Genomic DNA, 25004 nt, shown 5'->3' with positions numbered 1-25004 from the left:
TTGCCGAAGAAGGCCTCAAGGCGCGCCAACGAACAGCTTGATCCTAGCAACGATGCAACGTTGCTGCAATGCGAAGCGACGATGGTTCGTCGCGCCGGGTGCGAAGGCTCCGCCGCGGTTCGTTTGGGATCATGTCGATGAATTCTTGCAGAGTGGCCTTTTCGTCTCCCTGCCGTGCGCTTTTCGTGCTGCTGATCGTTCTCTGGCCGGCGGTCGCCGGGGCGAGCGGCGTCAGCTTCCAGGGGCAATGGCAGCAGGTCACGTCCGGCGCCGGTGACTGCGAGAGCTGCTCGGTCGAGATCCGGCGGAACGGCCCCGTGCTGAAGGTGACGGGGAGGGATGGATGGTTCGCGGTGACCCATCTCGGGCGCGTCGGCGGCGGTTCGAGCGCTGCGGGCATCGGGCGCTGGAACGAGGACGGCGCCGGCCGCTATCGCGGCAAGCCGTTCGACATCCGCATCACGATCGTCGATGAGCATCTCCACATGGATATGAGCGTGCGGATGGATGATGGCTCGACGCAGGCGGTCAGGGCCATCTTCGACAAGCGACGATCCGAGAAATCCGGACGCTTGCGGCTTGCCCACATGTAGGCGCGACAGGTCCTTTCACGCCTATGGGCAAAGAAATACCGGGGCCGTTGCCGACCCCGGTGCCGCATCTCCCGAGGAGATGAGGGCCGCCCGTTTTGCAGGCGGCCGTTGGTTTCTTACTTCTGCCAGCTCTTGACCAGATCGTCGTAGTTGACGGTCTGCGGCTTTTCCTTCTCGTTCTCGATCTTCAGCTGCGGAGCGAGGTTGCCCTTGGAAACGGCATCCTTGTTCCAGTACTCGAGATCGTGCTCTTCGGCGAGCTTCGGACCGATGTCGCCCTGAACGCCCGAGCGTTCGAGACGGGAGAGAACCTTCTCCTGCTCGGCGCACAGCGAGTCCATGGCTTCCTGAGCGGTCTTGGCACCCGAGGATGCATCGCCGATCGCCTGCCACCAAAGCTGAGCCAGCTTCGGATAGTCAGGAACGTTCGTGCCGGTCGGCGACCACTGCAGGCGGGCCGGCGAACGGTAGAACTCGATCAGACCGCCGAGCTTCGGAGCGCGGTCCGTGAAGCTCTTGTGGTCGAGCGTCGACTGGCGGATGAAGGTGAGGCCGACATGGCTCTTCTTCACGTCGACGGTCTTCGAGGTGACGAACTGCGCATAGAGCCAGGCGGCCTTGGCGCGGTCGTCAGGCGTGGACTTCAGCAGCGTCCAGGAACCGGCGTCCTGGTAACCGAGCTTCATGCCGTCCTTCCAGTAGACACCATGCGGGCTCGGAGCAAAACGCCACTTCGGCGTGCCGTCCTCGTTGACGACGGGCAGGCCCGGCTTGACGAAGTCGGCGGTGAACGCCGTGTAGGTGAACATCTGCTGGGCGACTTCGCCCTGCGACGGAACCGGGCCGGATTCCGAGAAGGTCATGCCCTGCGCAGCTGCCGGTGCGTAGGCCTTCATCCAGTCGAGATACTTCTGGATGGAGTAGACAGCGGCCGGGCCGTTGGTGTCGCCACCGCGGGCAACGCAGGAGCCGACCGGGCGCGAGTTTTCGTCGACCTTGATGCCCCACTCGTCGACCGGCTTGCCGTTCGGGATGCCCTTGTCGCCGTTGCCGGCCATCGACAGCCAGGCGTCGGTGAAGCGCCAGCCGAGCGACGGGTCCTTCTTGCCGTAGTCCATGTGGCCATAGACTTTCTTGCCATCGACTTCGCGACCGGTGAAGAACTCGGCGATATCCTCATAGGCCGACCAGTTGACCGGAACGCCGAGGTCGTAGCCGTACTTCGCCTTGAAGTCCGCCTTGTTCTTCTCGTCGTTGAACCAGTCGTAGCGGAACCAGTAGAGGTTCGCGAACTGCTGGTCGGGAAGCTGGTAGAGCTTGCCGTCCGGTGCTGTCGTGAAGGACTTGCCGATGAAGTCGTCGATGTCGAGGTTCGGGTTGGTGACGTCCTTGCCTTCATTGGCCATGAAGTCGGTCAGGCTGCGGGCCTGCTGGTAGCGCCAATGGGTACCGATCAGATCCGAGTCGTTGATGTAGGCGTCATAAACGTTTTCGCCCGACTGCATCTGAGTCTGCAGCTTTTCGACGACGTCGCCTTCGCCGATCAGGTCGTGGGTGATCTTGATGCCGGTGATGTCGGAGAAGGCCTTGGCCAGGGTCTTCGATTCGTATTCATGAGTGGTGATCGTTTCGGAAACGACCTTGATTTCCATGCCGGCAAAGGGTTTCGCCGCATCGACGAACCACTGCATTTCGGCTTCCTGGCCGGCGCGGTCGAGCGAGGACATGTCGCCGATCTCGCTGTCGAGGAATTTCTTGGCTTCGTCCATGCCGGCAAAAGCGCTGCCGGTGAAAGCCAGCAGCATAGCTGCCGTCGTAGTCAAAAGATGCCGTCGCATAATTCCCTCCCTTAGGTTTGCGAATGCGGTTCTTTATCTTTCGAGGGGCCGCCCGTCTGGCGGCCCCTCAAATCGGTTCGCCTCAGACGTAGCGGAAGACGCCGACGGCATAGACCAGGGAGAGCGCGAGCGCCCACCACAGGTTCTGCCCGCCGACGAAGCCGAGCCATGCGAGGTGAATGAAGGCGCTGCCGAGCAGTGACACGAAGAGGCGATCGCCCCGTGTCGTCTCGAAGCGCAGGATGCCGACGCGCGGGTTGCCGCCGGGCGAGGCATATTCCCAGACCGCCATCATCGACAGCAGTGCGAAGATCGTCAGGAAGAACATGGCCGACGGAAACGACCAGGCCATCCAGCCACCGGGGATGAGCGGCGCGAACCAGTCGCGCGCGCCGTCCTTGATGGGCAGCATGCTGAAGAGCAGCCCGGCAACGGCGGCGTAGACGACGAGAACGGCGGCAAACGGCAGTTGCCAGCGGGCGTTGCGAACGGGTTGAGCGGTCATCATACCCTCCCCAGGGCAAAGCCCTTGGCGATGTAGTTGCGAACGAAATAGATCACGAGTGCGCCCGGAATGATGGTGAGCACGCCGGCGGCCGCCAGCACGCCCCAGTCGAGACCGGAGGCGGAGACCGTGCGGGTCATGGTGGCGGCGATCGGCTTGGCGTCCGTGGTCGTCAGCGTGCGGGCAAGCAGCAGTTCGACCCAGGAGAACATGAAGCAGAAGAACGCAGCGACACCGATGCCCGAGGCGATCAGCGGCATGAAGATCTTCACGAAGAAGCGCGGGAACGAGTAACCGTCGATATAGGCGGTCTCGTCGATCTCCTTCGGCACGCCCGACATGAAGCCTTCCAGGATCCAGACCGCGAGCGGCACGTTGAACAGGCAGTGCGCAAGGGCAACCGCGATGTGCGTGTCGATCAGGCCGAAGGCCGAATAGAGCTGGAAGAAGGGCAGCGCGAAGACGGCCGGCGGCGCCATGCGGTTGGTCAAGAGCCAGAAGAACAGGTGCTTGTCGCCGAGGAAGCGGTAGCGCGAGAAGGCGTAGGCCGCCGGCAGCGCTGCCGTCACCGAGATCACCGTGTTCATGACGACGTAGATGATCGAGTTGATGTAGCCGTTGTACCAGGAGGGGTCGGTGAAGATCACCTGGTAGTTCCGGAGCGTCGGATTGACCGGCCAGAGCGAGAAGGTGCTCAGGATCTCGCTCGTTTCCTTGAAGCTCATGTTGACGAGCCAATAGATCGGCAGGAGCAGGAAGACGATGTAGACCGTCGGCACCAGCCAGGAGAGGCGTTCGGTAAGTGGTTGTTTTTGCATTTTGTTTCTCCTCCCGCCTTTGTCAGCCCTGCGCGTCGCTCGTGGTCATCACGGTGTAGAAGATCCACGAGAGCAGCAGGATGATGAGGAAGTAGATGATCGATAGCGCTGCCGCCGGACCGAGGTCGAACTGGCCGATGGCCGTCTTGACGAGGTCGATGGACAGGAAGGTTGTCGAGTTGCCGGGACCGCCGCCGGTGACGACGAAGGGCTCGGTGTAGATCATGAAGCTATCCATGAACCGCAGCAGGAAGGCGATCAAAAGCACGCGCTTCATCTTCGGCAGCTGGATGTAGCGGAACACCGACCAGCGCGAGGCGCCGTCGATCTTGGCCGCCTGGTAATAGGCGTCGGGGATCGAGACGAGACCGGCATAGCAGAGCAGGACGACGAGGCTCGTCCAGTGCCAGACGTCCATGACGATCAGCGTGACCCAGGCGGCAACGGGGTTCTGCACGTAATTGTAGTTGATACCGATCGCTTCGAGCGTACGGCCGAGCAGGCCGATGTCGACGCGGCCGAAGACCTGCCAGATGGTGCCGACGACGTTCCACGGGATCAAGAGCGGCAGCGCCATCAGGACGAGGCAGACCGGTACGCCAAGACCCTTCTTCGGCATGTTGAGCGCGATGATGATGCCGAGCGGGATTTCGATCGCCAGAATGATCGCCGAGAAGATCAGGTTGCGGCTGAGCGCGTCCCAGAAGCGGTCCGACGTCAGCACCTGCACGTACCAGTCGGTGCCGGCCCAGAAAAACTGGTTGTTGCCGAAGGTGTCCTGGACCGAATAGTTGACGACGGTCATCAGCGGGATGACGGCCGAGAAGGCGACGAGCACGAGGACCGGCAGCACCATGAACCAGGCCTTGTTGTTCCAGGTTTTCTCCATGGTCAGGCCTCCTCGCCGACGCGCCAGGAATCGGCGTAGATGTTGATGGCTTTCGGATCGAAGGTGACGCGCGGCTCGGCGGGGATCTCGCCGTCCTCATCGACGATGATCGAGATCGGCTGGTCGGCAAAACGGGCGCGCACGATCTTGTGGCGGCCGATATCCTCGACCTTGGTGATCGCGACCGGCATGCCTTCGCGACCGAGCGAGACGAATTCCGGGCGGATGCCGAGCTCGGTCTTGGCGCCGGCCTTGACCTTGGGTTGGAAGGTGAGGCCCAACTGCTCGCCGCCGATCGTCGCGGTGCCGCCGTCGAGCTTGACCGGCAGCACGTTCATGCCCGGCGAGCCGATGAAGTAGCCGACAAAGGTGTGGCGCGGGCGCTCGAAGAGTTCCGCCGGCGTGCCGATCTGCACGATCTGGCCGTCATACATGACGACGACCTTGTCGGCGAAGGTCAGCGCCTCGGTCTGGTCGTGGGTGACGTAGACCATGGTGAAGCCGAACTGCTTGTGCAGGCGCTTGATCTGTGAGCGCAGCACCCACTTCATTTCCGGATCGATGACGGTCAGCGGTTCGTCGAAGAGGATCGCGCTGACGTCGTTGCGCACGAGGCCGCGGCCGAGCGAGATCTTCTGCTTCTGGTCGGCGGTGAGGCCCCGAGCCGTCTTCTTCGCCCAGCCGCCAAGGCCGATCATCTCGATCGTTTCCTTGACGCGGCGGTCGACCTCGGCCTCCGGCACATGCCGGTTGCGCAAGGGGAAGGCCAGATTATCGTAAACCGTCATCGTGTCGTAGATGACCGGGAACTGGAACACCTGGGCGATATTGCGTTCCTGGGTCGACAGATGCGTCACGTCCTTGCCGTCGAAGAGGATCTCGCCTTCGGACGGGTTGATCAGGCCAGAGATAATGTTGAGCAGCGTGGTCTTGCCGCAGCCGGAGGGCCCGAGCAGCGCATAGGCGCCGCCGTCGTTCCACTCGTGGTGCACTTCCTTCAGCGCGTAGTCGTTTTCCGACTTCGGCTTGGCGCCATAGGCGTGGCGGATATGGTTGAGATTGATGCGTGCCATGTTTTCCTCCCAGCGCCTCCTTTAGGCCGTGCCGCCGATGGCGCGTCCGTCCGGCCCGAAGGCCATGAGATGGCGGGTATCGACGAAGACCTCGAGGGTTGCGTCGGGTTCGATGTCGTGAATGCCCGGCGCCAGCATCACCCAGCGCGCATTGGCAAAACCGACGTGAATGAAGCTTTCGGAGCCGGCAATTTCGGAGATCGCCGTCTTCACCGTCAGGGCATCGCCGCCACCCTGCGGGCGGTCAAACGACAGGTGATGCGGCTGGAACGCGACGGTGCAGGGACCGTTGCCGATGCCAGCCAGATGTGCCGGGACGGTGAGCACAGACTTGCCGTCGAGCGTGAAGGCCGAGCCCGCTTTGACCAGCTCGATGCAGTTCAGCGGCGGATCGGCGAAGGTGCGGGCGGTGATCAGGTCGACCGGGCGGCGATAGACGTCGATTGTCTTGTCGAACTGGGTGATGCGGCCCTGGCTGAGGGCTGCGGTGTTGCCGCCGAGCAGCAGCGCTTCCGAAGGCTCGGTCGTCGCATAGACGAAGATGGCGCCGGAGGCGGCGAAGATCTTCGGCAGTTCCTCGCGCAGTTCCTCGCGCAGCTTGTAGTCGAGGTTGGCGAGTGGCTCGTCGAGCAGCACCAGATCGGCGTTCTTGACGATGGCGCGGGCAAGTGCCGTGCGCTGCTGCTGGCCACCTGAGAGGTTCAAGGGCGTGCGGTCGAGATAAGGCGTCAGCTTCAGCAGATCGGCCGCCTTGCGCACCTCGCGGTCGATGGTGGCGGTGTCGGCGCCGCTGATGCGCATCGGTGAGGCGATGTTTTCGTAAACGGTCATCGCCGGATAGTTGATGAACTGCTGGTAGACCATGGCGACCGAACGCTTCTGCACCGGCAGGCCGGTGACGTCGGCGCCGTCGAAAAGGAGCGAACCGGAGGCGGGCTTGTCGAGACCGGCCATCAGCCGCATCAGCGACGTCTTGCCGGAAAGGGTCGGGCCGAGGAGAACGTTCAGCGACCCCCTCTCCAGCACCAGGTCGGTCGGGTAGATATGCGTCTCCCCGCCTACGACCTTGGATATCTTCTTCATTTCAAGCATTGAATTCTCCACCCAGCCTGTCGGCAGTCCGAGCGTTTTCCACCCCAGCGCGGAAACGCTCTATCTCATCGGTTTTCTGCATTTCCGGGCGCGCGCGCCCGTGTTGGAAATGCATTGAATGCGAGCGTTGTCAGGCGGCTGCGTTGGCCGCGCCTCGCATGTATTCCTCCAGCGCTGCCGCCTCGCCCGGCGTCAGCTTCAATCCCAATTTCGTGCGCCGCCACAGCACGTCCTCGGCGTGCCGCGCCCATTCCTGCGTCATCAGCCACTTGACCTCGGCCTCGTAGAGATCGGCGCCGAAATGGTGGCCGAGACCGGCCTCGTTCGACGCCGAACCCAGAAGTGCTGCGGCGCGCGTGCCATAGAGGCGCACGAGGCGACGCGCATGCTGGGGCGCAAGGAAGGGATATTGCTTTCGCAGTCTTGCGACTTCGTCGGCATAACCCTGGGCGGGAAAATCGCCGCCCGGAAGCCTGGAGCCGGCGGTCCATTTCGAACCCTTGACGCCGATCGCCTCGCCGATCTTTTCCAGCGCGGATTCGCCGAGGCGGCGATAGGTCGTGAGCTTGCCGCCGAAGACGTTGAGCAGTGGTGCCGCACCCTTGTCACCCTCGACCCGCAGCACGTAGTCGCGCGTCGCTTCCTGCGCCTTGCTGGCGCCGTCGTCGTAAAGCGGGCGAACGGCCGAATAGGTCCAGACGATGTCGTCCTTTTCCACCGGCTCAAGGAAATACTCGCTTGCTGCCCGGCAGAGATAGTCGACCTCCGCGTCGCTGATGCGCACCTCGCCCGGATTACCGGTGTAGTCGCGGTCGGTGGTACCGATCAGCGTGAAGTCTTCTTCGTAAGGGATGGCGAACATGATGCGGCCATCCGGGTTCTGGAAGAAATAGGCGCGCGGATCGTCGAACTTCTTCTTCACGACGATGTGGCTGCCCTGAACGAGGCGGACATTGTGCACGTCGTTCTTGCCGAGCGCGCCCGAGAGAACCGCGTCGACCCAGGGGCCGGCGGCATTGATGAGCATGCGGGCCTTGAGCGTCTTGCGTTCGCCGGTTGCCTGGTTCTCGGTTTCGATGGCCCAGAGCCCACCGTCGCGACGTGCAGCGACGACGCGGGTACGGGCCATGATGACGGCGCCGCGGTCGGCAGCGTCGCGGGCATTCAAGACCACGAGGCGGGCGTCGTTGACCCAGCCGTCGGAATATTCGAAGGCCTTGTTGAACAGGCGCTTCAGCGGTTTGCCGGCGGGATCGCGGTTCATGTCCAGCGTCGCCGTTGCCGGCAGCAGCTTGCGGCCGCCGATATGGTCATAAAGGAAGAGGCCGAGGCGGATGAGCCAGGCCGGGCGCAGGCCGCCCTTGTGATAGGGCAGCACGAAGCGCATCGGCCAGATGACGTGCGGCGCCATTGCCCACAGCACCTCGCGCTCCATCAGCGCTTCGCGCACGAGGCGGAATTCGTAATGTTCGAGGTAGCGCAGGCCGCCGTGAATGAGCTTGGTGGAGCCGGAGGACGTGCCGGAAGCGAAATCGTTCATTTCGGCCAAGGCGACCGAGTACCCACGGCCGACCGCGTCGCGCGCGATGCCGCATCCGTTGATGCCGCCGCCGATGACGAAGACGTCGTAGATTGCCTGCTCTGACACTGCTGTTTCCCCTCCACATTTCGCGATGCACAAATTGATGCATCAGCGAAAGTGAAATCAGTTAAAACGAAAACATATCGAATGTCAAACGAATGCTCCCCGAATCTTTAGGGGTGGCTAAATCTCCCGTGTCAGGCGTCGGTTTCGATCAGGCGAACGTCCTGTTCAACACAGATTTTCCTGACGTTTTCGAGCGTGCAGCGGTCGGTGATGAAGGTCTGGACCTGCGATATATGGCCGATGCGAACAGGCGCGGTTCTTTCGAATTTGGTCGAGTCGGAAACCAGAATGACATGGCGCGCATTGGCGATGATCGCCTGGGCGACTTTCACTTCGCGAAAATCGAAATCCAGCAGCGCGCCGTCATGGTCGATCGCCGAGGCGCCGATGACGGCGAAGTCGACCTTGAACTGCTTGATGAAATCGACGGCGGCCTCGCCGACGATGCCGCCGTCCGAGCCGCGCACGACGCCGCCGGTGATCACCACCTCGATCGAGGGGAAAACGCGTAAGCGATTGGCGACATTGATGTTGTTGGTGATGACCATCAATTCCTTGTGGTCGAGCAGGGCCTCGCCCACAGCTTCGGTGGTGGTGCCGATATTGATGAACAGCGACGCGTTGTCGGGGATGAGTTCGGCGGCGGCCTTGCCGATCGCCTGTTTCTCCGGTGCCGCGATCTGGCGGCGGGCGTCGTATTTGACGTTTTCCTTGCCGCTCGGGAAGATCGCGCCGCCATGAATGCGGTTCAGGATCTTGGCGTCGCAGAGGTCGTTCAGGTCCTTTCGGATGGTCTGCGGCGTGACAGAAAAGCGCTGCGCCAGCTCCTCGACCAGTACCCGGCCCTCGCTTTTTGCCAGTTCCAGGATCTCCTCCTGCCGACCGGTCAAATACATTCCATCCTCCCCATTTTCGTTTTGTTTCATAATATGCAAAAACGAAAGCCGCGCAATTTCAGAATCGGCGTTTGCGGCGAAATCGCTTTCGCAGCGGGTCCAGGGTGTCGGCGCGCGTTGCATTCGCTACGGCGATAGGCGACCCTGCCTTAGGAGTGAAGAGGGGAAAGACATGTTTCATCCGGCCTTGTTCAAGGGCATGACCGTCGTGATCACCGGTGCCGGGCGCGGCATCGGGCTCGAGGTTGCCCGGCAGTTCCTGGATTGTGGCGCGCATGTACTCGTCCATGCCGGCCGGTCGATCGGCGACCTGCCCGATTTTCTCGAATCTGCGGCGACGGAAGGCCGGGCCTATGTGGCGACGGCGGATTTTCTCGCGCCGGATGGTGTCGAGGGGCTGGCCGACGTGGTGCGCAGCCGCTTCGAGAGCATCGATATCCTCATCAACAATGCCGGCACGATGGTCGGCCGCTTCCCGGCGGCGGAGCTGTCCGACGAGCAGTACCAGACCGTCGTCCAGCTCAACCAGACCGCGGTCGTCGAGATGACGCGGGCGATGCTGCCGCTGTTGCGCAAGGGTACGCATCCGGCGATCGTCAACACCGTCTCGATCTCTGCGGTTACCGGCGGCAGCGCCGGATCGTCGATCTATTCGGCGACGAAGGCGTTCGTTTCCACCTATTCCAAGGCCTTGGCGCGGGAACTCGCGCCCGATGGCATCCGTGTCAACTGCGTTTCGCCGGGGACGATCACCACCGAATTCCACGAGCGCTACTCATCGCCGGAGAAGCTGGAGGCGACCCGCAAGACCATTCCGCTTGGTCGGCTCGGGACGGCGGAAGACTGCGCGCCCGCCTATCTCTTCCTCGCCTCGCACGCGCTGTCGGGTTACATCACCGGGCAGGTGCTGGAGGTGAATGGCGGGCAGCTGATCGTTTGAGCGGTAGATGAAGTCGGCTGCCCCTCATCCGCCTACCGGCACCTTCTCCTCGCTTGCGGGGAGAAGGAAGGCTGCGGCGCCCGCTCGCGTCCCCCACTCCATTCGGGGCCTGCATCATGAAGGGGCGACCTCGCGAAGCGCCACGTCCCGCGAGCGGGAGAGGGTTAGGGTGAGGGGCAGAGCCACAACAACTGAAGGCCGGACATGATCGACAAGCTGGAAATGTTCCTCGTTCTCGCCCGCGAAAGGCATTTTGGTCGCGCGGCGGAGGAGTGTGGGGTGACGCAACCGACGCTGTCGGCGGCCATCCGCCAGCTTGAGGATCAGCTCGGCGTCATGCTCGTCAGCCGCGGGTCGCGCTTTCAGGGCCTGACGCCCGAGGGCCAGCGCGTACTCGAATGGGCGCGGCGCATCGTCGGCGATACCCGCACCATGCGTGAGGAGATGCGGGCGGCGCGCAAGGGTCTTTCTGGCCATATCCGGCTGGCCGCGGTGCCGACGACACTTGCCATGGTGCCGATGATCACGGCGCCATTCCAGGAAAAGCACCCTGATGTCACCTTTTCCGTGCTCTCGACGACGTCGGTGCAGATCCTGGCGCTGCTCGAAAATCTCGAGATCGATGCGGGGCTCACCTATCTGGAGAACGAGCCGCTCGGCCGGGTGACGAGCGTTCCGCTCCAGGTCGAGCGCTATCACCTCGTCACCGCCGCCGGAACACCGCTTTCGGAGCGGGAAAGCGTGACGTGGAAAGAGGTTAGCGACGTTCGGCTTTGTCTATTGACGGCCGATATGCAGAACCGCCGCATCATCAACCAGCATTTTTCGGAGGCCGGTGCCGTCGCCAAACCGACGCTCGAATCGAACTCGATGATCGTGCTTTTTTCGCATGTGCGCACCGGCCGCTGGGCCAGCATCATGCCATTCAACGTCGCGAAATCATTCGGTTTTCACGAAGATATCCGGATGATCCCGATCGTCGATCCGGACGCTCGTCACACGGTCGGCCTGGTTGCGACGCATCGTGAGCCGTTTACGCCGCTGGTGTCGGCCTTGCTGCACGAAGCACGCATTCTCGGCGAGCGAAATCAGGCTCGATAGATTTTTTCTATCGATCGACGGAACAGCCTTATTGACCCATGCGGCCATAAGCGCGAAGCTTTTTGATCATGGCCGGAGACCGCCGAGGAACGGCCTTCGCCAGAAGTGAAATGTCGGCTGGGCCGGTCGTCCGTTTCGGGTGCTGCCGCCTCGCCCATGAGCCGGGAGGGCTCCCGTTGAACATCCATCAGCCGCGCGCCGATATCGCGGAAACCACGCTCGCCATCGTCGAGGAGCTGAAGAGGCTGGAAGGGCCCTTGCTGCCGATCCTGCACGAACTGCAGGAAGAGTTCGGCTATGTGCCGCAGGAATGTCTTCCGGTGATTGCCCGCGAACTCAACCTCTCGCGCGCCGAAGTCTATGGGGTGATGAGCTTCTACCATGATTTCCGCGATCACCCCGCGGGGCGCCACGTGCTGAAGCTCTGTCGCGCCGAAGCCTGTCAGTCGATGGGCGGCGACCAGCTGGCCGAGCGCGCGAAGCGGCTGCTCGGCATCGATTTTCACCAGACGACCCCGGATGGCGCGGTGACGCTGGAGCCGGTCTACTGTCTCGGGCTCTGTTCCTGCGCACCCTCCGCCATGCTGGACGGAGAGGTGCATGCCCGGGTCGATGCCGCCGATCTCGAAGCGCTCGTTCAGGAGGCGCGTCGATGACCGCAAAGATCTACATTCCGCGGGACGCCGCGGCCGTGGCGCTCGGCGCCGACAAGGTAGCCAAGGCCATGGCCGAGGCGATCGGCGCACGCGGCCTCGACGCCACGATCGTGCGCAACGGTTCGCGCGGCATGCATTGGCTGGAGCCGCTGATCGAGGTGGAAACGGCTGACGGCCGCGTTGCCTATGGCCCGGTCAAGGCACATGACGTTTCCTCACTGCTCGATGCCGCCCTGCTCGACGGCGGCGATCATGCCCTCTGTCTCGGGAAGACCGAGGAGATCCCCTTCCTGAAGCAGCAGACGCGGCTGACCTTTGCCCGCTGCGGTATCATCGATCCGCTTTCGCTCGACGATTACCAGGCCCATGGCGGGCTCGCCGGTCTGCGCAATGCCATTGCCATGGCGCCGCAGGACATTGTCGCGCAGGTGACCGAAAGCGGCCTTCGCGGCCGTGGCGGCGCAGGCTTTCCGACCGGCATCAAGTGGAAGACCGTTCTCGATGCGGCGGGTGATCGGAAGTACATCGTCTGCAACGCCGACGAGGGCGATAGCGGCACCTTTGCCGACCGGATGATCATGGAAGGCGATCCCTTCGTGCTGATCGAGGGCATGGCGATCGCCGGCATCGCGACCGGCGCGACCAAGGGCTTCATTTACACCCGCTCCGAATACCCGCATGCGATCGCGGCGATGGCTGAGGCGATCGAGATCGCCCGCAAGGCCGGCGTGCTCGGCACCTCGGTGCTCGGTTCCGGTCGGGCCTTCGATATGGAAGTGCGCGAGGGCGCAGGTGCCTATGTCTGCGGCGAGGAAACGGCGCTGCTCAATAGCCTCGAAGGCAAACGCGGCATCGTGCGGGCCAAGCCGCCGCTTCCCGCGCACAAGGGCCTCTTCGACTGTCCGACCGTGATCAACAACGTGATCTCGCTCGCCTCCGTCCCCATCATCATGGACAAGGGCGCCGCCTATTACCGCGACTTCGGCATGGGCCGGTCGCGCGGCACGATCCCGATCCAGATCGCCGGCAACGTCAAGCATGCCGGTCTCTACGAAACCGCCTTCGGCCTGGCGCTCGGCGAGATCATCGATCACATCGGCGGCGGCACGGCGAGTGGCCGGCCGGTCAAGGCCGTGCAGGTCGGCGGTCCGCTCGGCGCCTATTTTCCCCGTGCCCTGTTCGATACGCCGTTCGACTACGAAGCCTTTGCCGCGCGTGACGGTCTGATCGGCCATGCCGGCATCGTCGTCTTCGACGACACCGTCGACATGCTGCACCAGGCGCGCTTTGCGATGGAATTCTGCGCGGTAGAAAGCTGCGGCAAGTGCACGCCCTGCCGCATCGGTTCGACGCGCGGTGTCGAGGTGACCGACAGGATCGCCGCTGGCATCGAGCCGGAGAAGAACCGCGAACTGCTCGCCGATCTTTGCAACACGATGAAGTTCGGTTCGCTCTGCGCCCTTGGCGGCTTCACGCCCTATCCGGTCATGAGCGCCATGACCCATTTCCCGGATGATTTTCAGCCGGCACCGCGCGTTCAAGCGGCGGAGTGAGGAAAAGACCATGTCTCTCATTCATGAAATCGACTACGGCACTCCGGCCTCCAAGTCCGAAAAACTGGTGACGCTGACGATCGACGGACGCGAGGTCACCGTGCCCGAGGGCACTTCGATCATGCGCGCGGCGATGGATGCCGGCATAGAAGTGCCGAAGCTCTGCGCTTCCGACATGATGGATGCCTTCGGCTCCTGCCGGCTCTGTCTCGTCGAGATCAAGGGACGCGCCGGCATGCCGGCCTCCTGCACGACGCCGGTTGCAGCCGGTATCGAGGTCTCCACCCAGACGCCGCGGCTGAAGGACGTGCGCCGCGGGGTGATGGAGCTCTACATTTCCGACCACCCTCTCGACTGTCTGACCTGTGCTGCCAATGGCGATTGCGAGCTGCAGGACATGGCCGGCGCAGTCGGCCTGCGCGACGTGCGCTACGGCTATGAGGGCGAGAACCACGTCACGGCGCGCAACAATGGCGAGATCAACGCCAAGTGGATGCCGAAGGACGAGTCCAATCCCTATTTCACCTACGATCCGGCCAAATGCATCGTCTGCTCGCGCTGTGTGCGCGCCTGCGAGGAAGTGCAGGGCACCTTCGCGCTGACGATCGGCGGCCGCGGTTTCGACAGCCGCGTTTCGGCCGGGATGGCGGAAGACTTCATGTCGTCGGAATGCGTCTCCTGCGGCGCCTGCGTCCAGGCCTGCCCGACGGCGACGCTCATCGAAAAGTCGGTGATCGAGATCGGCCAGCCCGAACATTCCGAAGTGACGACCTGCGCCTATTGCGGCGTCGGCTGCTCGTTCAAGGCGGAAATGCGCGGCGAGGAACTGGTGCGTATGGTGCCGTGGAAGGATGGCCAGGCCAATCGCGGCCATTCCTGCGTCAAGGGCCGCTTCGCTTACGGCTATTCCAACCACAAGGACCGCATCCTCAACCCGATGATCCGCGAGAAGATCTCCGATCCCTGGCGCGAGGTCACCTGGGAGGAGGCTTACGCGCATGTGGCCTCCGAGTTCCGGCGGATCCAGTATCAGTACGGCCGCGATTCCGTCGGCGGCATCACCTCGTCGCGCTGCACCAATGAAGAGACCTATCTGGTGCAGAAGCTGGTGCGCGCCGGCTTCGGCAACAACAATGTCGATACCTGCGCCCGCGTCTGCCATTCGCCGACCGGCTACGGCCTCGGCCAGGCCTTCGGGACCTCGGCCGGTACGCAGAACTTCGACAGTGTCGAGTTCACCGACGTCGCCGTCATCATCGGCGCCAACCCGACCGACGGCCATCCGGTCTTCGGCTCGCGACTGAAGAAGCGGCTGCGCGAAGGCGCCAAGCTGATCGTCATCGATCCGCGCCGCACCGACATCGTGCGCTCGCCGCATGTGGAGGCCGCCTATCACCTGCCGCTCCAGCCCGGCACCAACGTCGCGATCTTGACGTCGATCGCCCATGTGATCGTCACCGAAGGCCTCGCCAACGAACAGTTCATCCGCGAGCGCTGCGACTGGTCGGAGTACGAGGATTGGGCCGCCTTCGTCGCCGAGCCCTACCATAGCCCGGAGGCGACCGAAGCCTATACCGGCGTGCCGGCCGATCTCGTGCGGGGCGCGGCCAGGCTCTATGCCACCGGCGGCAACGGCGCGATCTATTACGGTCTCGGCGTCACCGAGCACAGCCAGGGATCGACGACGGTCATGGCGATCGCCAACCTCGCCATGGTCACCGGCAATATCGGTCGGCCGGGCGTCGGCGTGAACCCGCTGCGCGGCCAGAACAACGTGCAGGGTTCCTGCGACATGGGTTCGTTCCCGCACGAGCTGCCGGGCTACCGTCACATCTCCGACGATGCCACCCGCGAGACCTTCGAGAAGCTCTGGGGCGTCGAGATCTCCAACGAGCCGGGTCTGCGCATCCCCAACATGCTCGATGCCGCGGTCGACGGCACCTTCAAGGCGCTCTACATCCAGGGCGAGGACATCCTGCAGTCCGACCCGGACACCAAGCATGTGGCAGCCGGCCTCGCCGCGATGGAATGCGTCGTCGTGCACGACCTGTTCCTGAACGAAACGGCCAACTACGCGCACGTCTTCCTGCCCGGTTCGACCTTCCTCGAAAAAGACGGCACCTTCACCAATGCCGAGCGCCGCATTAACCGCGTGCGCAAGGTGATGACGCCGAAGAACGGTTATGCCGACTGGGAGGTCACGCAGAAGCTCGCCCAGGCCATGGGCCTCAACTGGAACTACCGCCATCCGTCCGAGATCATGGACGAGATCGCCGCGACGACGCCGAGCTTCGCGCTGGTTTCCTACGATTATCTCGAAAAGATGGGCTCGGTGCAGTGGCCCTGCAACGAGGCGCATCCTGAGGGTTCGCCGATCATGCATATCGACGGTTTCGTGCGTGGCAAAGGCAAGTTCATCCGCACCGAATATGTGGCGACGGATGAACGCACCGGCCCGCGCTTCCCGCTGCTTTTGACGACCGGCCGCATCCTTAGCCAGTACAATGTCGGCGCCCAGACGCGACGCACCGACAACGTCGTCTGGCATGCGGAAGACCGGCTGGAGATCCACCCGCACGACGCCGAGCAGCGCGGCATCCGTGATGGCGACTGGATCCGGCTCGCAAGCCGCGCCGGCGAGACGACCCTGCGTTCGCTGATCACCGATCGCGTCGCGCCCGGCGTCGTCTACACCACCTTCCACCACCCGACGACGCAGGCAAACGTCATCACCACCGACTTCTCCGACTGGGCCACCAACTGCCCGGAATACAAGGTGACGGCGGTGCAAGTGATGCCGTCGAACGGCCCGTCGGACTGGCAGGTCGACTATGACGAGCAGGCCCGCCAGTCGCGCCGGATTTCCGGTAAGCTGGAGGCGGCGGAGTAATGCCTTTCGCTGCGACCGATCATGGCGACGTTTAGGACATCCAAGACCGTTCCCGAGGCCGCCCGCCGCAACGGCGCGCTTCGGGACGGTGCGCGCGCCGTGCCGGAGGAGACGCCGGTCGCTTTCAGCTATGGTGGTTCGACCCATGCGGTGATGATGGCGACGCCCGGCGATCTCGAGGATTTCGCCGTCGGCTTCAGCCTGACCGAAGGCATCATTACCGATCCCGGCCAGATTGAAACGGTCGAGGTCGTCTCCGAGACGGTCGCCGGCAATCTCGGCATCGACTTGCAGATCGTGCTTCAGGACGAAGAGAACGACATGCTGCGTCAACGCCGACGGCACATGGCGGGGCCGGTCGGTTGCGGTCTTTGCGGCATCGAATCGATCGAGCAGGCGGTACGGCCGACGCCGGACGTTTCCCGTTCGAGACTGACGTTGTCGCAGGAGGACGTGGTTTCGGCCGTAGCGCTGCTCAATGGCCAGCAGCCGCTGCATTTCGAAACGCGCGCCGTGCACGGTGCCGCCTTCTATGTGCCGGGCCGCGGGCTGATCGCTGTGCGTGAGGATGTCGGCCGCCACAATGCGCTCGACAAGCTGGTCGGTGCCGCCGCACGCGCCGGCTTCAAGGGCAGCGAGGGCGCCGTGGTCGTCACCAGCCGCGTGTCCGTCGAGATGGTGCAGAAGACGGCAGTCGTCGGCAGCCCTGTGATCATCGCCATTTCGGCGCCGACGGCGCTTGCCATTCGCACGGCGGAAGCTGCGGGCATGACGCTGATTGCGCTCGTGCGCGGCGACGAATTCGAGATTTTCACCCATGCCGAACGCATCAAGTCCGGAGCTGCCGTCGATGTCGCATGACAATACCAACGCCAAGCTGATCTATATGGCGAACCAGATCGCCACCTTCTTCAAGAGCCAGCCCGAGAGCGAGGCGGCGCAGGGCGTTGCCACCCATATCAACAAGTACTGGGAGCCGCGCATGCGGCGCAAATTGTTCGAGCATATCGACAATGGCGGCGAGGGGCTGACGCCGCTGGTGCTGGAGGCGGCCGCAAAGATCAAACGTCCGGAAGCGGCCTAGCCTGCATTCCTTACCCGCCAGCGCTTTCTGCGCGCTCATCGAGAGTGTTTTCCTAAGCGGGCACTCTCCTGAAAAGATTTAAGGGAAGGCGGCTACCGGTCGCCGCCTTCCCCATTCCCGAGCGCGGGGTGCAGGGATGTGCGCTCAGAAATTCTGCCAGCCATCCGCGGCCGGTGCCGCGGCCAGGCTTGTTCGTTGTCCGCCGCGCATGGCGCGGGCGGTGGCATGCAGGCGTGATGGCTGCGCGCGATCTTCGAGGTGGCGGTTCGCGTCGACGACCTGGGCCTGCTCGCCGTAGCGGAACTGGCGGAGCAGTTCGTGCAGGGCTTCGGCCTCGCGGGCCATGGCGTGGCTTGCGGCCGTGCTTTCCTCGACCATCGCGGCGTTCTGCTGGGTCGCCTGGTCCATCGAGTTGACCGCCTGGTTGATCTCCTTGAGGCCGGTCGACTGTTCCCGTGCCGCTTCCACGATCGCCGAGACGTTGGCGTTGATCTCCTGGACCTGGACGAGGATTTCCTCAAGCGCCGCCCCGGTCTGGCCGACCAGCGACACGCCGTTCTTGACGTGTTCGGTCGAGGTGCCGATCAGCGACTTGATGTCCTTGGCGGCACTGGCGGAGCGTTGGGCCAGTTCACGCACTTCCTGGGCGACGACGGCGAAGCCCTTGCCGGCTTCACCGGCGCGCGCCGCCTCGACGCCGGCGTTCAGCGCCAAAAGGTTCGTCTGGAAGGCGATGTCGTCGATCACGCCGATGATGTTGGAGATTTCGCGTGACGACTGTTCGATCTGGTCCATGGCGCCGATCGCGCTCTTGACCACATTGCCGGAGCGTTCGGCACCGGCCTTGGTCTTGGCGACCAAGCCTCCGGCCTCCTCGGCGCGGCGGCTGGAGTCCGAGACGGTCGTGGTGATCTCGTCGAGCGCTGCGGCGGTCTCTTCCACGGAAGCGGCCTGTTGCTCGGTGCGCTTCGACAGGTCGTCGGCGGCGGCCCGGATCTCGCGGGCGCCGGAGGCGATCGCGCTGGCATTGTCGCCGACGGTTCGCATCGCCCCGCGCAGCTTTGCGGTGGCATCGTTGAAGTCGATCCGCACCGCTTCCATGCTTGGTACGAAGGGCGTGTCGAGGTTGCGCGTCAGATCGCCTTCGGCGAGCGCCCGCAGGCCCGCGCCGAGGCTGTTGATGGCGCTCATGCGCTCGCTGACATCGGTCGCGAACTTGACGACCTTGTAGACCTTGCCGCTGAAGTCGCGGATCGGGTTATAGGCCGCCTGGATCCAGATCTCCTTGCCACCCTTGCCGTAGCGCACGAACTCGTTGGAGAAGAACTCGCCGGCGGCGAGCCGCTTCCAGAAGTCGGCATATTCGGCGGTGCGGGCATAGTTGGGCTCGCAGAACATGCTGTGGTGCTTGCCCTGGATTTCCTGGAGGCTGTAGCCGAGCGCGGCGCAGAAGTTTTCGTTGGCGGTCAGGATCTCGCCCGATGGGGTGAATTCGATTACAGCCTGGGAGCGGGAGATCGCGTCGAGCTTGCCGGCATCTTCCGTGGCCCTTGCCTTGGCGGCAGTGATGTCGCTTGCGAACTTGACCACCTTGTAGGGCTTGCCGCCCCGAAGCACCGGGTTGTAGGTCGCCTGGATCCAGATTTCGCGGCCGCCCTTGGCGACACGCTTGTAGGCATTGGCGTCGAATTCGCCGCGGCCGAGCCGGGCCCAGAAGTCGCGGTATTCCTGCGTCTGGGCGTAGTCGGCGGGGCAGAACATGCGGTGGTGCTGCCCGACGATTTCGCTGAGGTTGTAACCGAGTGCCTGGCAGAAATTCTCATTGGCGGTCAGGATCTTGCCGGTCAGGTCGAACTGGATGATAGCCTGCGACTTCGAGAGCGCGGCGATGATCTGGTTCGCGTCTGCAATTTTTCCGAGAGCGAACATTGTAACCCTCTTCTCGTTTGTTGGCTCAAGCCGGGGGCTTCGTGCCTTCTTTGACAGGGTTTGCGGAGCCGAAGCGGCGCAAACTCCCGGACTAAGACAAATGCCGGCCTGCCGAAACATGTCTGGTCGTCCCGCGCCGGCCCACCGGGTCAGCGATTTAGTGCTTCGTGAGGGGAGTTCGAACTGGCGGGCTTCATGCCCAGGCGCCGTGTTTATGCAATCTAGGTTAGTGATAGGACTATTAAGCAGGTGTTAAAATAGCAACTATCAAATTTCAGTTGTAAGAACTCGTAGATCCCAATTTTAGTTGAATTAGTTTCTCCTGTTTTTCTAAAGTATTGCCCTCTGGCTGAGCAAATAACCAACAAAAAAGCCGCCCGACGAGACGTCGGACGGCCTTGAATATCGCTGAGCTGTTGCTTTAGGCGGCCAGTTCCTCGACCTCGCGTTCCTTGAACATGCGGGCAAGGTTCAGGAAGCAGATCATGCCGGTTTCGTTGGCGATGATGCCTTCGGCGAAGCTCTTGTCGAAGGAGGCCGTCACTTCCGGCACCGGCTGCACCTGGCTGCCCTGGACCGTGAGGATATCCGACACGCGGTCGACGACGAGGCCGATGACCATGTTGTGCACTTCGGCGACGACGATGGCGCTGCGCTCGTTGGCGGTGGTCGATTTCATGCCGAGCTTGTGGGCGAGGTCGATGATCGGGATCACCGTGCCGCGCAGGTTCATGACGCCGATCACTTCCGGCGGCGAATGCGGGATAGGCGTCGAGGGCGCCCAGCCGCGGATTTCACGGATCGTCGTCGTCTTGACGCAGAATTCCTGATCGTGGAGGCGGAACGCAATGATTTCCAGCGTCTCGCCGTCGAACCCGGCCGTCCTGAGTGTGCTTGTCATCGAAGGTCCTTCCAGCTTTCCGGTCGACGCCTCTGGGCGCGACACCGCCATACTCCAGATCTCTCCGCATGGCTGACGGCGCATCAGGCGCGGTCAATGATCCGTAAAGGAGAGATCCTTCCAGTCCGCCGATCACATCCGGCAGGGCGCAGCTGCATCATGCGCGGAGGAACCGCTTTGCGCTTTGGGAAAGGACTATAGGCCGGGATTCGTTAAGACTTGCTTTTGCAAGTGCTTACGAAGATCTCGCCCCGGGCGTGACCCCGGGGCGGAAGCGATTTGCGATCAAGCGGAGGCGAGAACCCTGGCAAACTGTTCGACCGCCCAATCCACCTGCTCGGCGGTGATGACGAGCGGCGGCGCGATGCGGATCGTGTCGCCGTGGGTGTCCTTGGCAAGGATGCCGAGCTGCTTCAGCGCTTCGCAATACTTGCGCGCGCCGCCGGCTTCCGGCACCAGTTCCACCGCCAGCATCAGGCCGCGACCGCGCACTTCCTTGATGATGTTGGAACGGATGTCGGTGAGGCCCTTCTGGAAGCGCTCGCCCATCTTTGCCGAGTTCTCGATCATGCCTTCCTCGGTCAGCGCCTTCAGCGCCGCGCGGGCAATGGCGCAGGCAAGCGGGTTGCCGCCGAAGGTCGAGCCGTGCTGGCCGGGCTTCAAGACGCCGAGCACTTCGGAATTCGAAAGCACCGCAGAGACCGGATAAAAGCCGCCGGACAGAGCCTTGCCGATCAGCGTCACGTCGGCTTCGATCGCCTCATGCTCTTCGGCAAGCAGCTTGCCGGTGCGGCCAAGCCCGGTCTGGATCTCGTCGAGGATCAGCGTGATGCCGTGCTTGGTGCAGAGCTCGCGCACCGTCGTGAAGTAGCCGACCGGCGGGACGATGACGCCGGCTTCGCCCTGGATCGGCTCGACCAGGAAGGCGACGGTGTTTTCGTTGATCGCCGCACGGAAGGCGTCGATGTCACCGAAGGGTACGACCTTGAAGCCCGGCGCAAACGGGCCAAAGCCGGTGCGGGCGTCCGGATCGGTCGAGAAACCGACGATACCCATGGTGCGGCCGTGGAAGTTGTTGGAGCAGACGATGATCTCGGCCTTGTTCTCGGCCACGCCCTTGACCTCGTAGCCCCACTTGCGCACGGCCTTGACGGCGGTCTCGACGGCTTCGGCGCCGGAGTTCATCGGCAGCACCTTGTGCGAGCCGGTCAGCGCAGCGATCTCTTCGTAGAAATGCGCCAGCTGATCGTTGCGGAAGGCGCGGGAGGTCAGCGTCAGCTTCTGCGCCTGCTCCATCATCGCCTTCAGGATCTTCGGGTGGCAATGGCCCTGGTTCACGGCAGAATAGGCCGAGAGACAGTCGAGGTAGCGGTTGCCTTCCATATCCCAGACATAGACACCTTCGCCGCGCGAAAGCACCACGTCGAGCGGCTTGTAGTTATGGGCGCCGAGCCGGTATTCGGTTTCGATCAGGGCAGCCGTCGTGTTCATATATCGTCCTCCGGTGTTTCTTTGTCTGAGCGGGAAGAGGAAAAGTGTGCGCGGTTTTCCGCCCGCATCCCGCTTAGACTTATGAGAGCCGTTCACGCTTATGATCTTGGATCCAGTCGACCCAAGATCTCCGTGATCTAGGCGCTGCGGGTCGGCCGGTCGAGAACACGGCGGCCGAAGAGGCTCGCCGTCAGTTCGACCAGGATGCGCGCGCTCTTGCCGCGATCGTCGAGGAAGGGGTTGAGCTCGACGACGTCGAGCGAGGAAACGAGCCCGCTTTCCCAGAGCACTTCCATGATCAGGTGCGCCTCGCGGAAGGTGGCGCCGCCCGGAACGGTGGTGCCGACGCCGGGCGCCAGTTCTGGATCCATGAAATCGACATCGAGGCTGACATGCAGCAGGCCATTGGCGGCGCGGACCTCTTCGAGGATCTGGCGCATGATGTGAGCCATGCCGAGTTCGTCGACGGCGCGCATGTCGAAGACGCGCACGCCATGTTCTGTGATCTCTTCGCGCTCGCGGTCGTCGACCGAGCGGATACCGACCTGGAAGACCTTCTTCGGATCGACGAGCGGACGGTCCGACGGCAGGATCGGGGCGAATTCGGCCTGGCCGCAGAAGAAGGCGACCGGCATGCCGTGCATGTTGCCGGAGGGCGAGGTCGACGGCGAGTTGAAGTCGGCATGGGCGTCGAGCCAGAGCACGAACAGCGGCCGGCCGACGTCTGCGGCATGGCGCGCCATGCCGGAGACGCTGCCCATCGAAAGCGCATGGTCGCCACCCAGAATGATCGGGAAATGGCCCTTGCGCACGGTGTCGTGCACGGAATCATGCAGGGCGCGGGCGAAGGCTGCGACGATCTGCAGGTTGTTGGCGCCGGGATGGTTGGCGAGATCGCGCGCCGGCAGCGGCTTGACGTCGCCTTCGTCGTGAACCGTATGGCCGAGATCGCGCAGCACCGTGTCGATGCCGGCGATGCGCAGGGCCGTCGGACCCATGGCCGCGCCGCGTCGTCCAGAACCTTCCTCGATGGGTGCGCCGATCAGCGTGATAGTCGTCATGTCCGCCCGATTCCTTCTCAAGATAATTCCGATGTGACCCAGTCCGGGATGTGTGGATTATGGCCAAAATGGGCGTCAGCAAAAAGATGGAAAACTGCCGATTAGTGAGCTAGATTCGATAGATTGCTAAGTCCGATTTTACAAAGTGGCAGGCTATGGATGATCTCGACCAGGCGCTGATAAGCGCTCTGCGCCAGAATGCGCGCATTCCCGTTTCGACGCTATCGGAAATGACGGGCGTGTCGCGGGCGACGGTGGCGGCCCGTATCGACAGGCTGGTGGCCAATGGTACGATCGCCGCCTTCACCATCCGCACCGGTGCCGAAATCCCGACCTCCGGGGTGCGCGCCGTGGTCATGATCGAGGTGCACGGCAAGATGGCCGATCGTGTCGCCGAGCAATTGCGCGGACTGCCGCAGGTGCGGGCGCTGCACAGCACCAATGGCCGCTGGGACTTCATCGCCGAGCTTCAGGACCGCGATCTCGTCTCTTTCGACGAAACGCTGCGGCGCATCCGCCTGATCGACGGCATCACCGTTACGGAGACGAATATCCTGTTGAAAACCAGTAAGATGACCGGGGCGTTCTGAGCATTTCTGGCCGCCCGAAGCGGTGAGGAAATTGCCTCTCAGAGTCGAATTGTTCTTGCTTTGTTCTAGTACTTCGCTATGATGGCCGCCTCACCCAAGATGGAGGATGTCATGGTTGCCAATGGCGGCAGGCTTGCCGATCGGCAGATCTGTGTGAAGCTGTTCGTCAGGCATGGCGACGAGGATCGCGCCATCGCCTTCTATCGCGAAGCACTCGGCGCCGAACTGCTGCAAAGGCATGAATGGCCGAGCGGCATTCTGACGAGTGCGGATCTGAGGATCGGGGAATCGGTGTTCCGTATTGCCGGGGCCAATCCGCGCCGCGATGCGGAACCCAAGCTCGGCGGGCCGCGCTCGCCGCATGCGCTCGGCACCACGGCGGTGATCCTGGAGCTGCATGTGCGCGACGTCGATCGCGTCATCGGCCGAGCGATCGGCGCAGGCGCAAGCCTTCGCAATGCGGCCGAAACCTTGTCGACGGGCGATCGCGTCGGCGCCTTCATCGACCCCTTCGGCCACATCTGGGCGTTGTTCAACGCTATGGAAGATGCCGACGTCGTCGATCTGAGCATCGAGGCCCGCAACGCCGCCTGAGGCGTTGCGGGCCCTTTCGCTGCCCGGGCATGTGCTCTGGGTGGATTTTATGCCTGCTGCCTGACGATCAGAAGAACTCGTCGAGCAGGCAGTAGAAGTCACGTTTCTCCGAATCGTCCTTGTCGAGGCCATAGCGGGTCAGAAACGGCTGAACCCACTCCTCGCCGAGATTGTGGACGATGCTGCGGCAGGCAAGAGCGATGTCCTGGTAGGGGTCGGCGACGCCCAGCCGGCTGCAATCGATGAAGCCGGAAAACCGGCCGTTCTTCTCGATGATGTTCGGCAGGCAGGCGTCGCCATGGGTGACGACGAGTTCGCCGGGTTGGGGCACGCGCGCCTGCAGTTCGGCAAAGAGATCCGCCGCCGTTCGGCCGAGCCGCGTCTCGTCAAAGTCGCTTTCATCGATCACGCCTGCCTGGGTGCGCGCCTTCGCGATGGCGATGCGCTCTTCGATCCGGTGATCGAAGGGGCAGTTGGCGATATCCAGCGCATGCAGTTGCTTCAGCGCGTCCGCGAGGATGACGATCTGGTCCTTGGGCGAGAGCGTCGTGGAGGCGAGGTCCGTCCCTTGCACTGCTTGCAGCAGCAGCCAGTTCGTCTCCGCGCCGAAGGCACGAGCGATCACCCGCGGGCAGGGCAAGTCCTTTGATGCCAGCCAATCAAGCCGCGCCGCCTCGTCGACGAACTCGCTGAACGGGCCGGCTTCCTCGAGCTTCAGCACCAGCATGGGTCGATCGGGCGCCTTTAGAAGAAAGATGCTCGAGTCGGATTGCCCGAGCAGATCACGGTTCCACTGATAGCCAGCGACAAGAGGGCGGAATGGTTCGGGCAGTTCGGGACGCGGAAAAGAAGAGGGCAAGGC

General features: G+C 63.1%; 23 protein-coding genes. 10 read left to right on the top strand and 13 right to left on the bottom strand.

Going from position 1 to position 25004, the window contains the following annotated elements; all coding sequences use genetic code 11:
* Positions 1–137: 137 nt before the first annotated feature.
* Positions 138–593, top strand: a complete 456-nt coding sequence (locus tag FA04_RS16420; protein ID WP_143106236.1) for a hypothetical protein — start codon at positions 138–140, stop codon at positions 591–593.
* A gap of 116 nt (positions 594–709) precedes the next feature.
* Here FA04_RS16420 and FA04_RS16415 read toward each other — a convergent pair whose 3' ends face one another.
* The 8 genes from FA04_RS16415 to FA04_RS16380 form a co-directional block, all read right to left on the bottom strand.
* The gene (locus tag FA04_RS16415; RefSeq protein WP_034802459.1) at positions 710–2431 is read right to left on the bottom strand and encodes an ABC transporter substrate-binding protein; all 1722 of its coding nucleotides are present in this window, start codon (positions 2429–2431) and stop codon (positions 710–712) included.
* 82 nt (positions 2432–2513) lie between these two features.
* Positions 2514–2936 (bottom strand): DUF2160 domain-containing protein, encoded by a 423-nt coding sequence (locus FA04_RS16410; protein ID WP_034802456.1) that lies wholly within the window; start codon positions 2934–2936, stop codon positions 2514–2516.
* Complete coding sequence (locus FA04_RS16405) at positions 2936–3754, bottom strand: carbohydrate ABC transporter permease (protein ID WP_034802454.1); 819 nt, start codon at positions 3752–3754, stop codon at positions 2936–2938. Before FA04_RS16405 ends, FA04_RS16410 begins: the two co-directional genes overlap by 1 nt.
* A 22-nt stretch (positions 3755–3776) precedes the next feature.
* Positions 3777–4643 carry a carbohydrate ABC transporter permease gene (locus FA04_RS16400; protein ID WP_034802451.1) on the bottom strand — a complete coding sequence of 289 codons (867 nt, stop codon included), beginning with the start codon at positions 4641–4643 and terminating at the stop codon, positions 3777–3779.
* A gap of 2 nt (positions 4644–4645) precedes the next feature.
* Positions 4646–5716, bottom strand: a complete 1071-nt coding sequence (locus tag FA04_RS16395; RefSeq protein ID WP_034802449.1) for an ABC transporter ATP-binding protein — start codon at positions 5714–5716, stop codon at positions 4646–4648.
* Positions 5717–5737: 21 nt separating this feature from the next.
* A complete protein-coding gene (locus FA04_RS16390; RefSeq protein WP_034802446.1) occupies positions 5738–6808 on the bottom strand; it encodes an ABC transporter ATP-binding protein in 1071 nt (356 codons plus the stop codon).
* A gap of 130 nt (positions 6809–6938) precedes the next feature.
* Positions 6939–8456 (bottom strand): glycerol-3-phosphate dehydrogenase, encoded by a 1518-nt coding sequence (gene glpD / locus FA04_RS16385; RefSeq protein ID WP_034802443.1) that lies wholly within the window; start codon positions 8454–8456, stop codon positions 6939–6941.
* A gap of 131 nt (positions 8457–8587) precedes the next feature.
* On the bottom strand, positions 8588–9352 hold the full coding sequence (locus FA04_RS16380; RefSeq protein ID WP_034802440.1) for a DeoR/GlpR family DNA-binding transcription regulator: 765 nt from the start codon (positions 9350–9352) through the stop codon (positions 8588–8590).
* A gap of 172 nt (positions 9353–9524) precedes the next feature.
* Between FA04_RS16380 and FA04_RS16375 the strand changes: the two genes are divergently transcribed.
* From FA04_RS16375 to FA04_RS16345, 7 genes are all read left to right on the top strand, one after another.
* Positions 9525–10292 (top strand): SDR family NAD(P)-dependent oxidoreductase, encoded by a 768-nt coding sequence (locus FA04_RS16375; protein ID WP_034802437.1) that lies wholly within the window; start codon positions 9525–9527, stop codon positions 10290–10292.
* 204 nt (positions 10293–10496) lie between these two features.
* Positions 10497–11393 carry a LysR family transcriptional regulator gene (locus tag FA04_RS16370; protein WP_034802435.1) on the top strand — a complete coding sequence of 299 codons (897 nt, stop codon included), beginning with the start codon at positions 10497–10499 and terminating at the stop codon, positions 11391–11393.
* A gap of 176 nt (positions 11394–11569) precedes the next feature.
* Entirely contained in the window at positions 11570–12049 is a 480-nt protein-coding gene (locus tag FA04_RS16365) for a formate dehydrogenase subunit gamma (protein WP_034802432.1), read from the top strand.
* Entirely contained in the window at positions 12046–13602 is a 1557-nt protein-coding gene (locus FA04_RS16360; protein WP_034802429.1) for a formate dehydrogenase beta subunit, read from the top strand. Before FA04_RS16365 ends, FA04_RS16360 begins: the two co-directional genes overlap by 4 nt.
* A gap of 10 nt (positions 13603–13612) precedes the next feature.
* On the top strand, positions 13613–16492 hold the full coding sequence (gene fdhF / locus FA04_RS16355) for a formate dehydrogenase subunit alpha (RefSeq protein WP_034802427.1): 2880 nt from the start codon (positions 13613–13615) through the stop codon (positions 16490–16492).
* A gap of 21 nt (positions 16493–16513) precedes the next feature.
* Positions 16514–17353 carry a formate dehydrogenase accessory sulfurtransferase FdhD gene (gene fdhD / locus FA04_RS16350; RefSeq protein WP_034802424.1) on the top strand — a complete coding sequence of 280 codons (840 nt, stop codon included), beginning with the start codon at positions 16514–16516 and terminating at the stop codon, positions 17351–17353.
* A complete protein-coding gene (locus tag FA04_RS16345) occupies positions 17343–17576 on the top strand; it encodes a formate dehydrogenase subunit delta (protein WP_034802422.1) in 234 nt (77 codons plus the stop codon). Before fdhD ends, FA04_RS16345 begins: the two co-directional genes overlap by 11 nt.
* Before the next feature lie 144 nt (positions 17577–17720).
* On the opposite strand, the gene FA04_RS16340 is transcribed toward FA04_RS16345, so the two are convergent.
* From FA04_RS16340 to rocF, 4 genes are all read right to left on the bottom strand, one after another.
* Positions 17721–19505 carry a methyl-accepting chemotaxis protein gene (locus tag FA04_RS16340; RefSeq protein WP_034802419.1) on the bottom strand — a complete coding sequence of 595 codons (1785 nt, stop codon included), beginning with the start codon at positions 19503–19505 and terminating at the stop codon, positions 17721–17723.
* 421 nt (positions 19506–19926) lie between these two features.
* Complete coding sequence (locus FA04_RS16335) at positions 19927–20406, bottom strand: chemotaxis protein CheW (RefSeq protein WP_034803080.1); 480 nt, start codon at positions 20404–20406, stop codon at positions 19927–19929.
* A 285-nt stretch (positions 20407–20691) separates the two neighbouring features.
* Entirely contained in the window at positions 20692–21897 is a 1206-nt protein-coding gene (gene rocD, locus FA04_RS16330; RefSeq protein ID WP_034802416.1) for an ornithine--oxo-acid transaminase, read from the bottom strand.
* 137 nt (positions 21898–22034) lie between these two features.
* The gene (gene rocF, locus FA04_RS16325) at positions 22035–22958 is read right to left on the bottom strand and encodes an arginase (protein ID WP_034802414.1); all 924 of its coding nucleotides are present in this window, start codon (positions 22956–22958) and stop codon (positions 22035–22037) included.
* A 155-nt stretch (positions 22959–23113) separates the two neighbouring features.
* Here rocF and FA04_RS16320 point away from each other — a divergent pair, with 155 nt between their 5' ends.
* Both FA04_RS16320 and FA04_RS16315 read left to right on the top strand, forming a co-directional pair.
* Positions 23114–23548: an Lrp/AsnC family transcriptional regulator gene (locus FA04_RS16320; protein WP_034802411.1), complete on the top strand. Its 435-nt coding sequence runs from the start codon at positions 23114–23116 to the stop codon at positions 23546–23548.
* 111 nt (positions 23549–23659) lie between these two features.
* Positions 23660–24142 (top strand): VOC family protein, encoded by a 483-nt coding sequence (locus FA04_RS16315; RefSeq protein WP_034802409.1) that lies wholly within the window; start codon positions 23660–23662, stop codon positions 24140–24142.
* Between the two features lie 67 nt (positions 24143–24209).
* Here the strand turns inward: FA04_RS16315 and FA04_RS16310 are convergent, their stop codons facing one another.
* A complete protein-coding gene (locus tag FA04_RS16310; RefSeq protein ID WP_034803077.1) occupies positions 24210–25001 on the bottom strand; it encodes an APH(3') family aminoglycoside O-phosphotransferase in 792 nt (263 codons plus the stop codon).
* Positions 25002–25004 lie beyond the last annotated feature (3 nt).

Source organism: Ensifer adhaerens (genome assembly GCF_000697965.2).
GTDB classification, from domain to species: Bacteria; Pseudomonadota; Alphaproteobacteria; order Rhizobiales; family Rhizobiaceae; genus Ensifer; species Ensifer adhaerens.
This window is presented reverse-complemented; position numbering and strand designations above follow the sequence as displayed.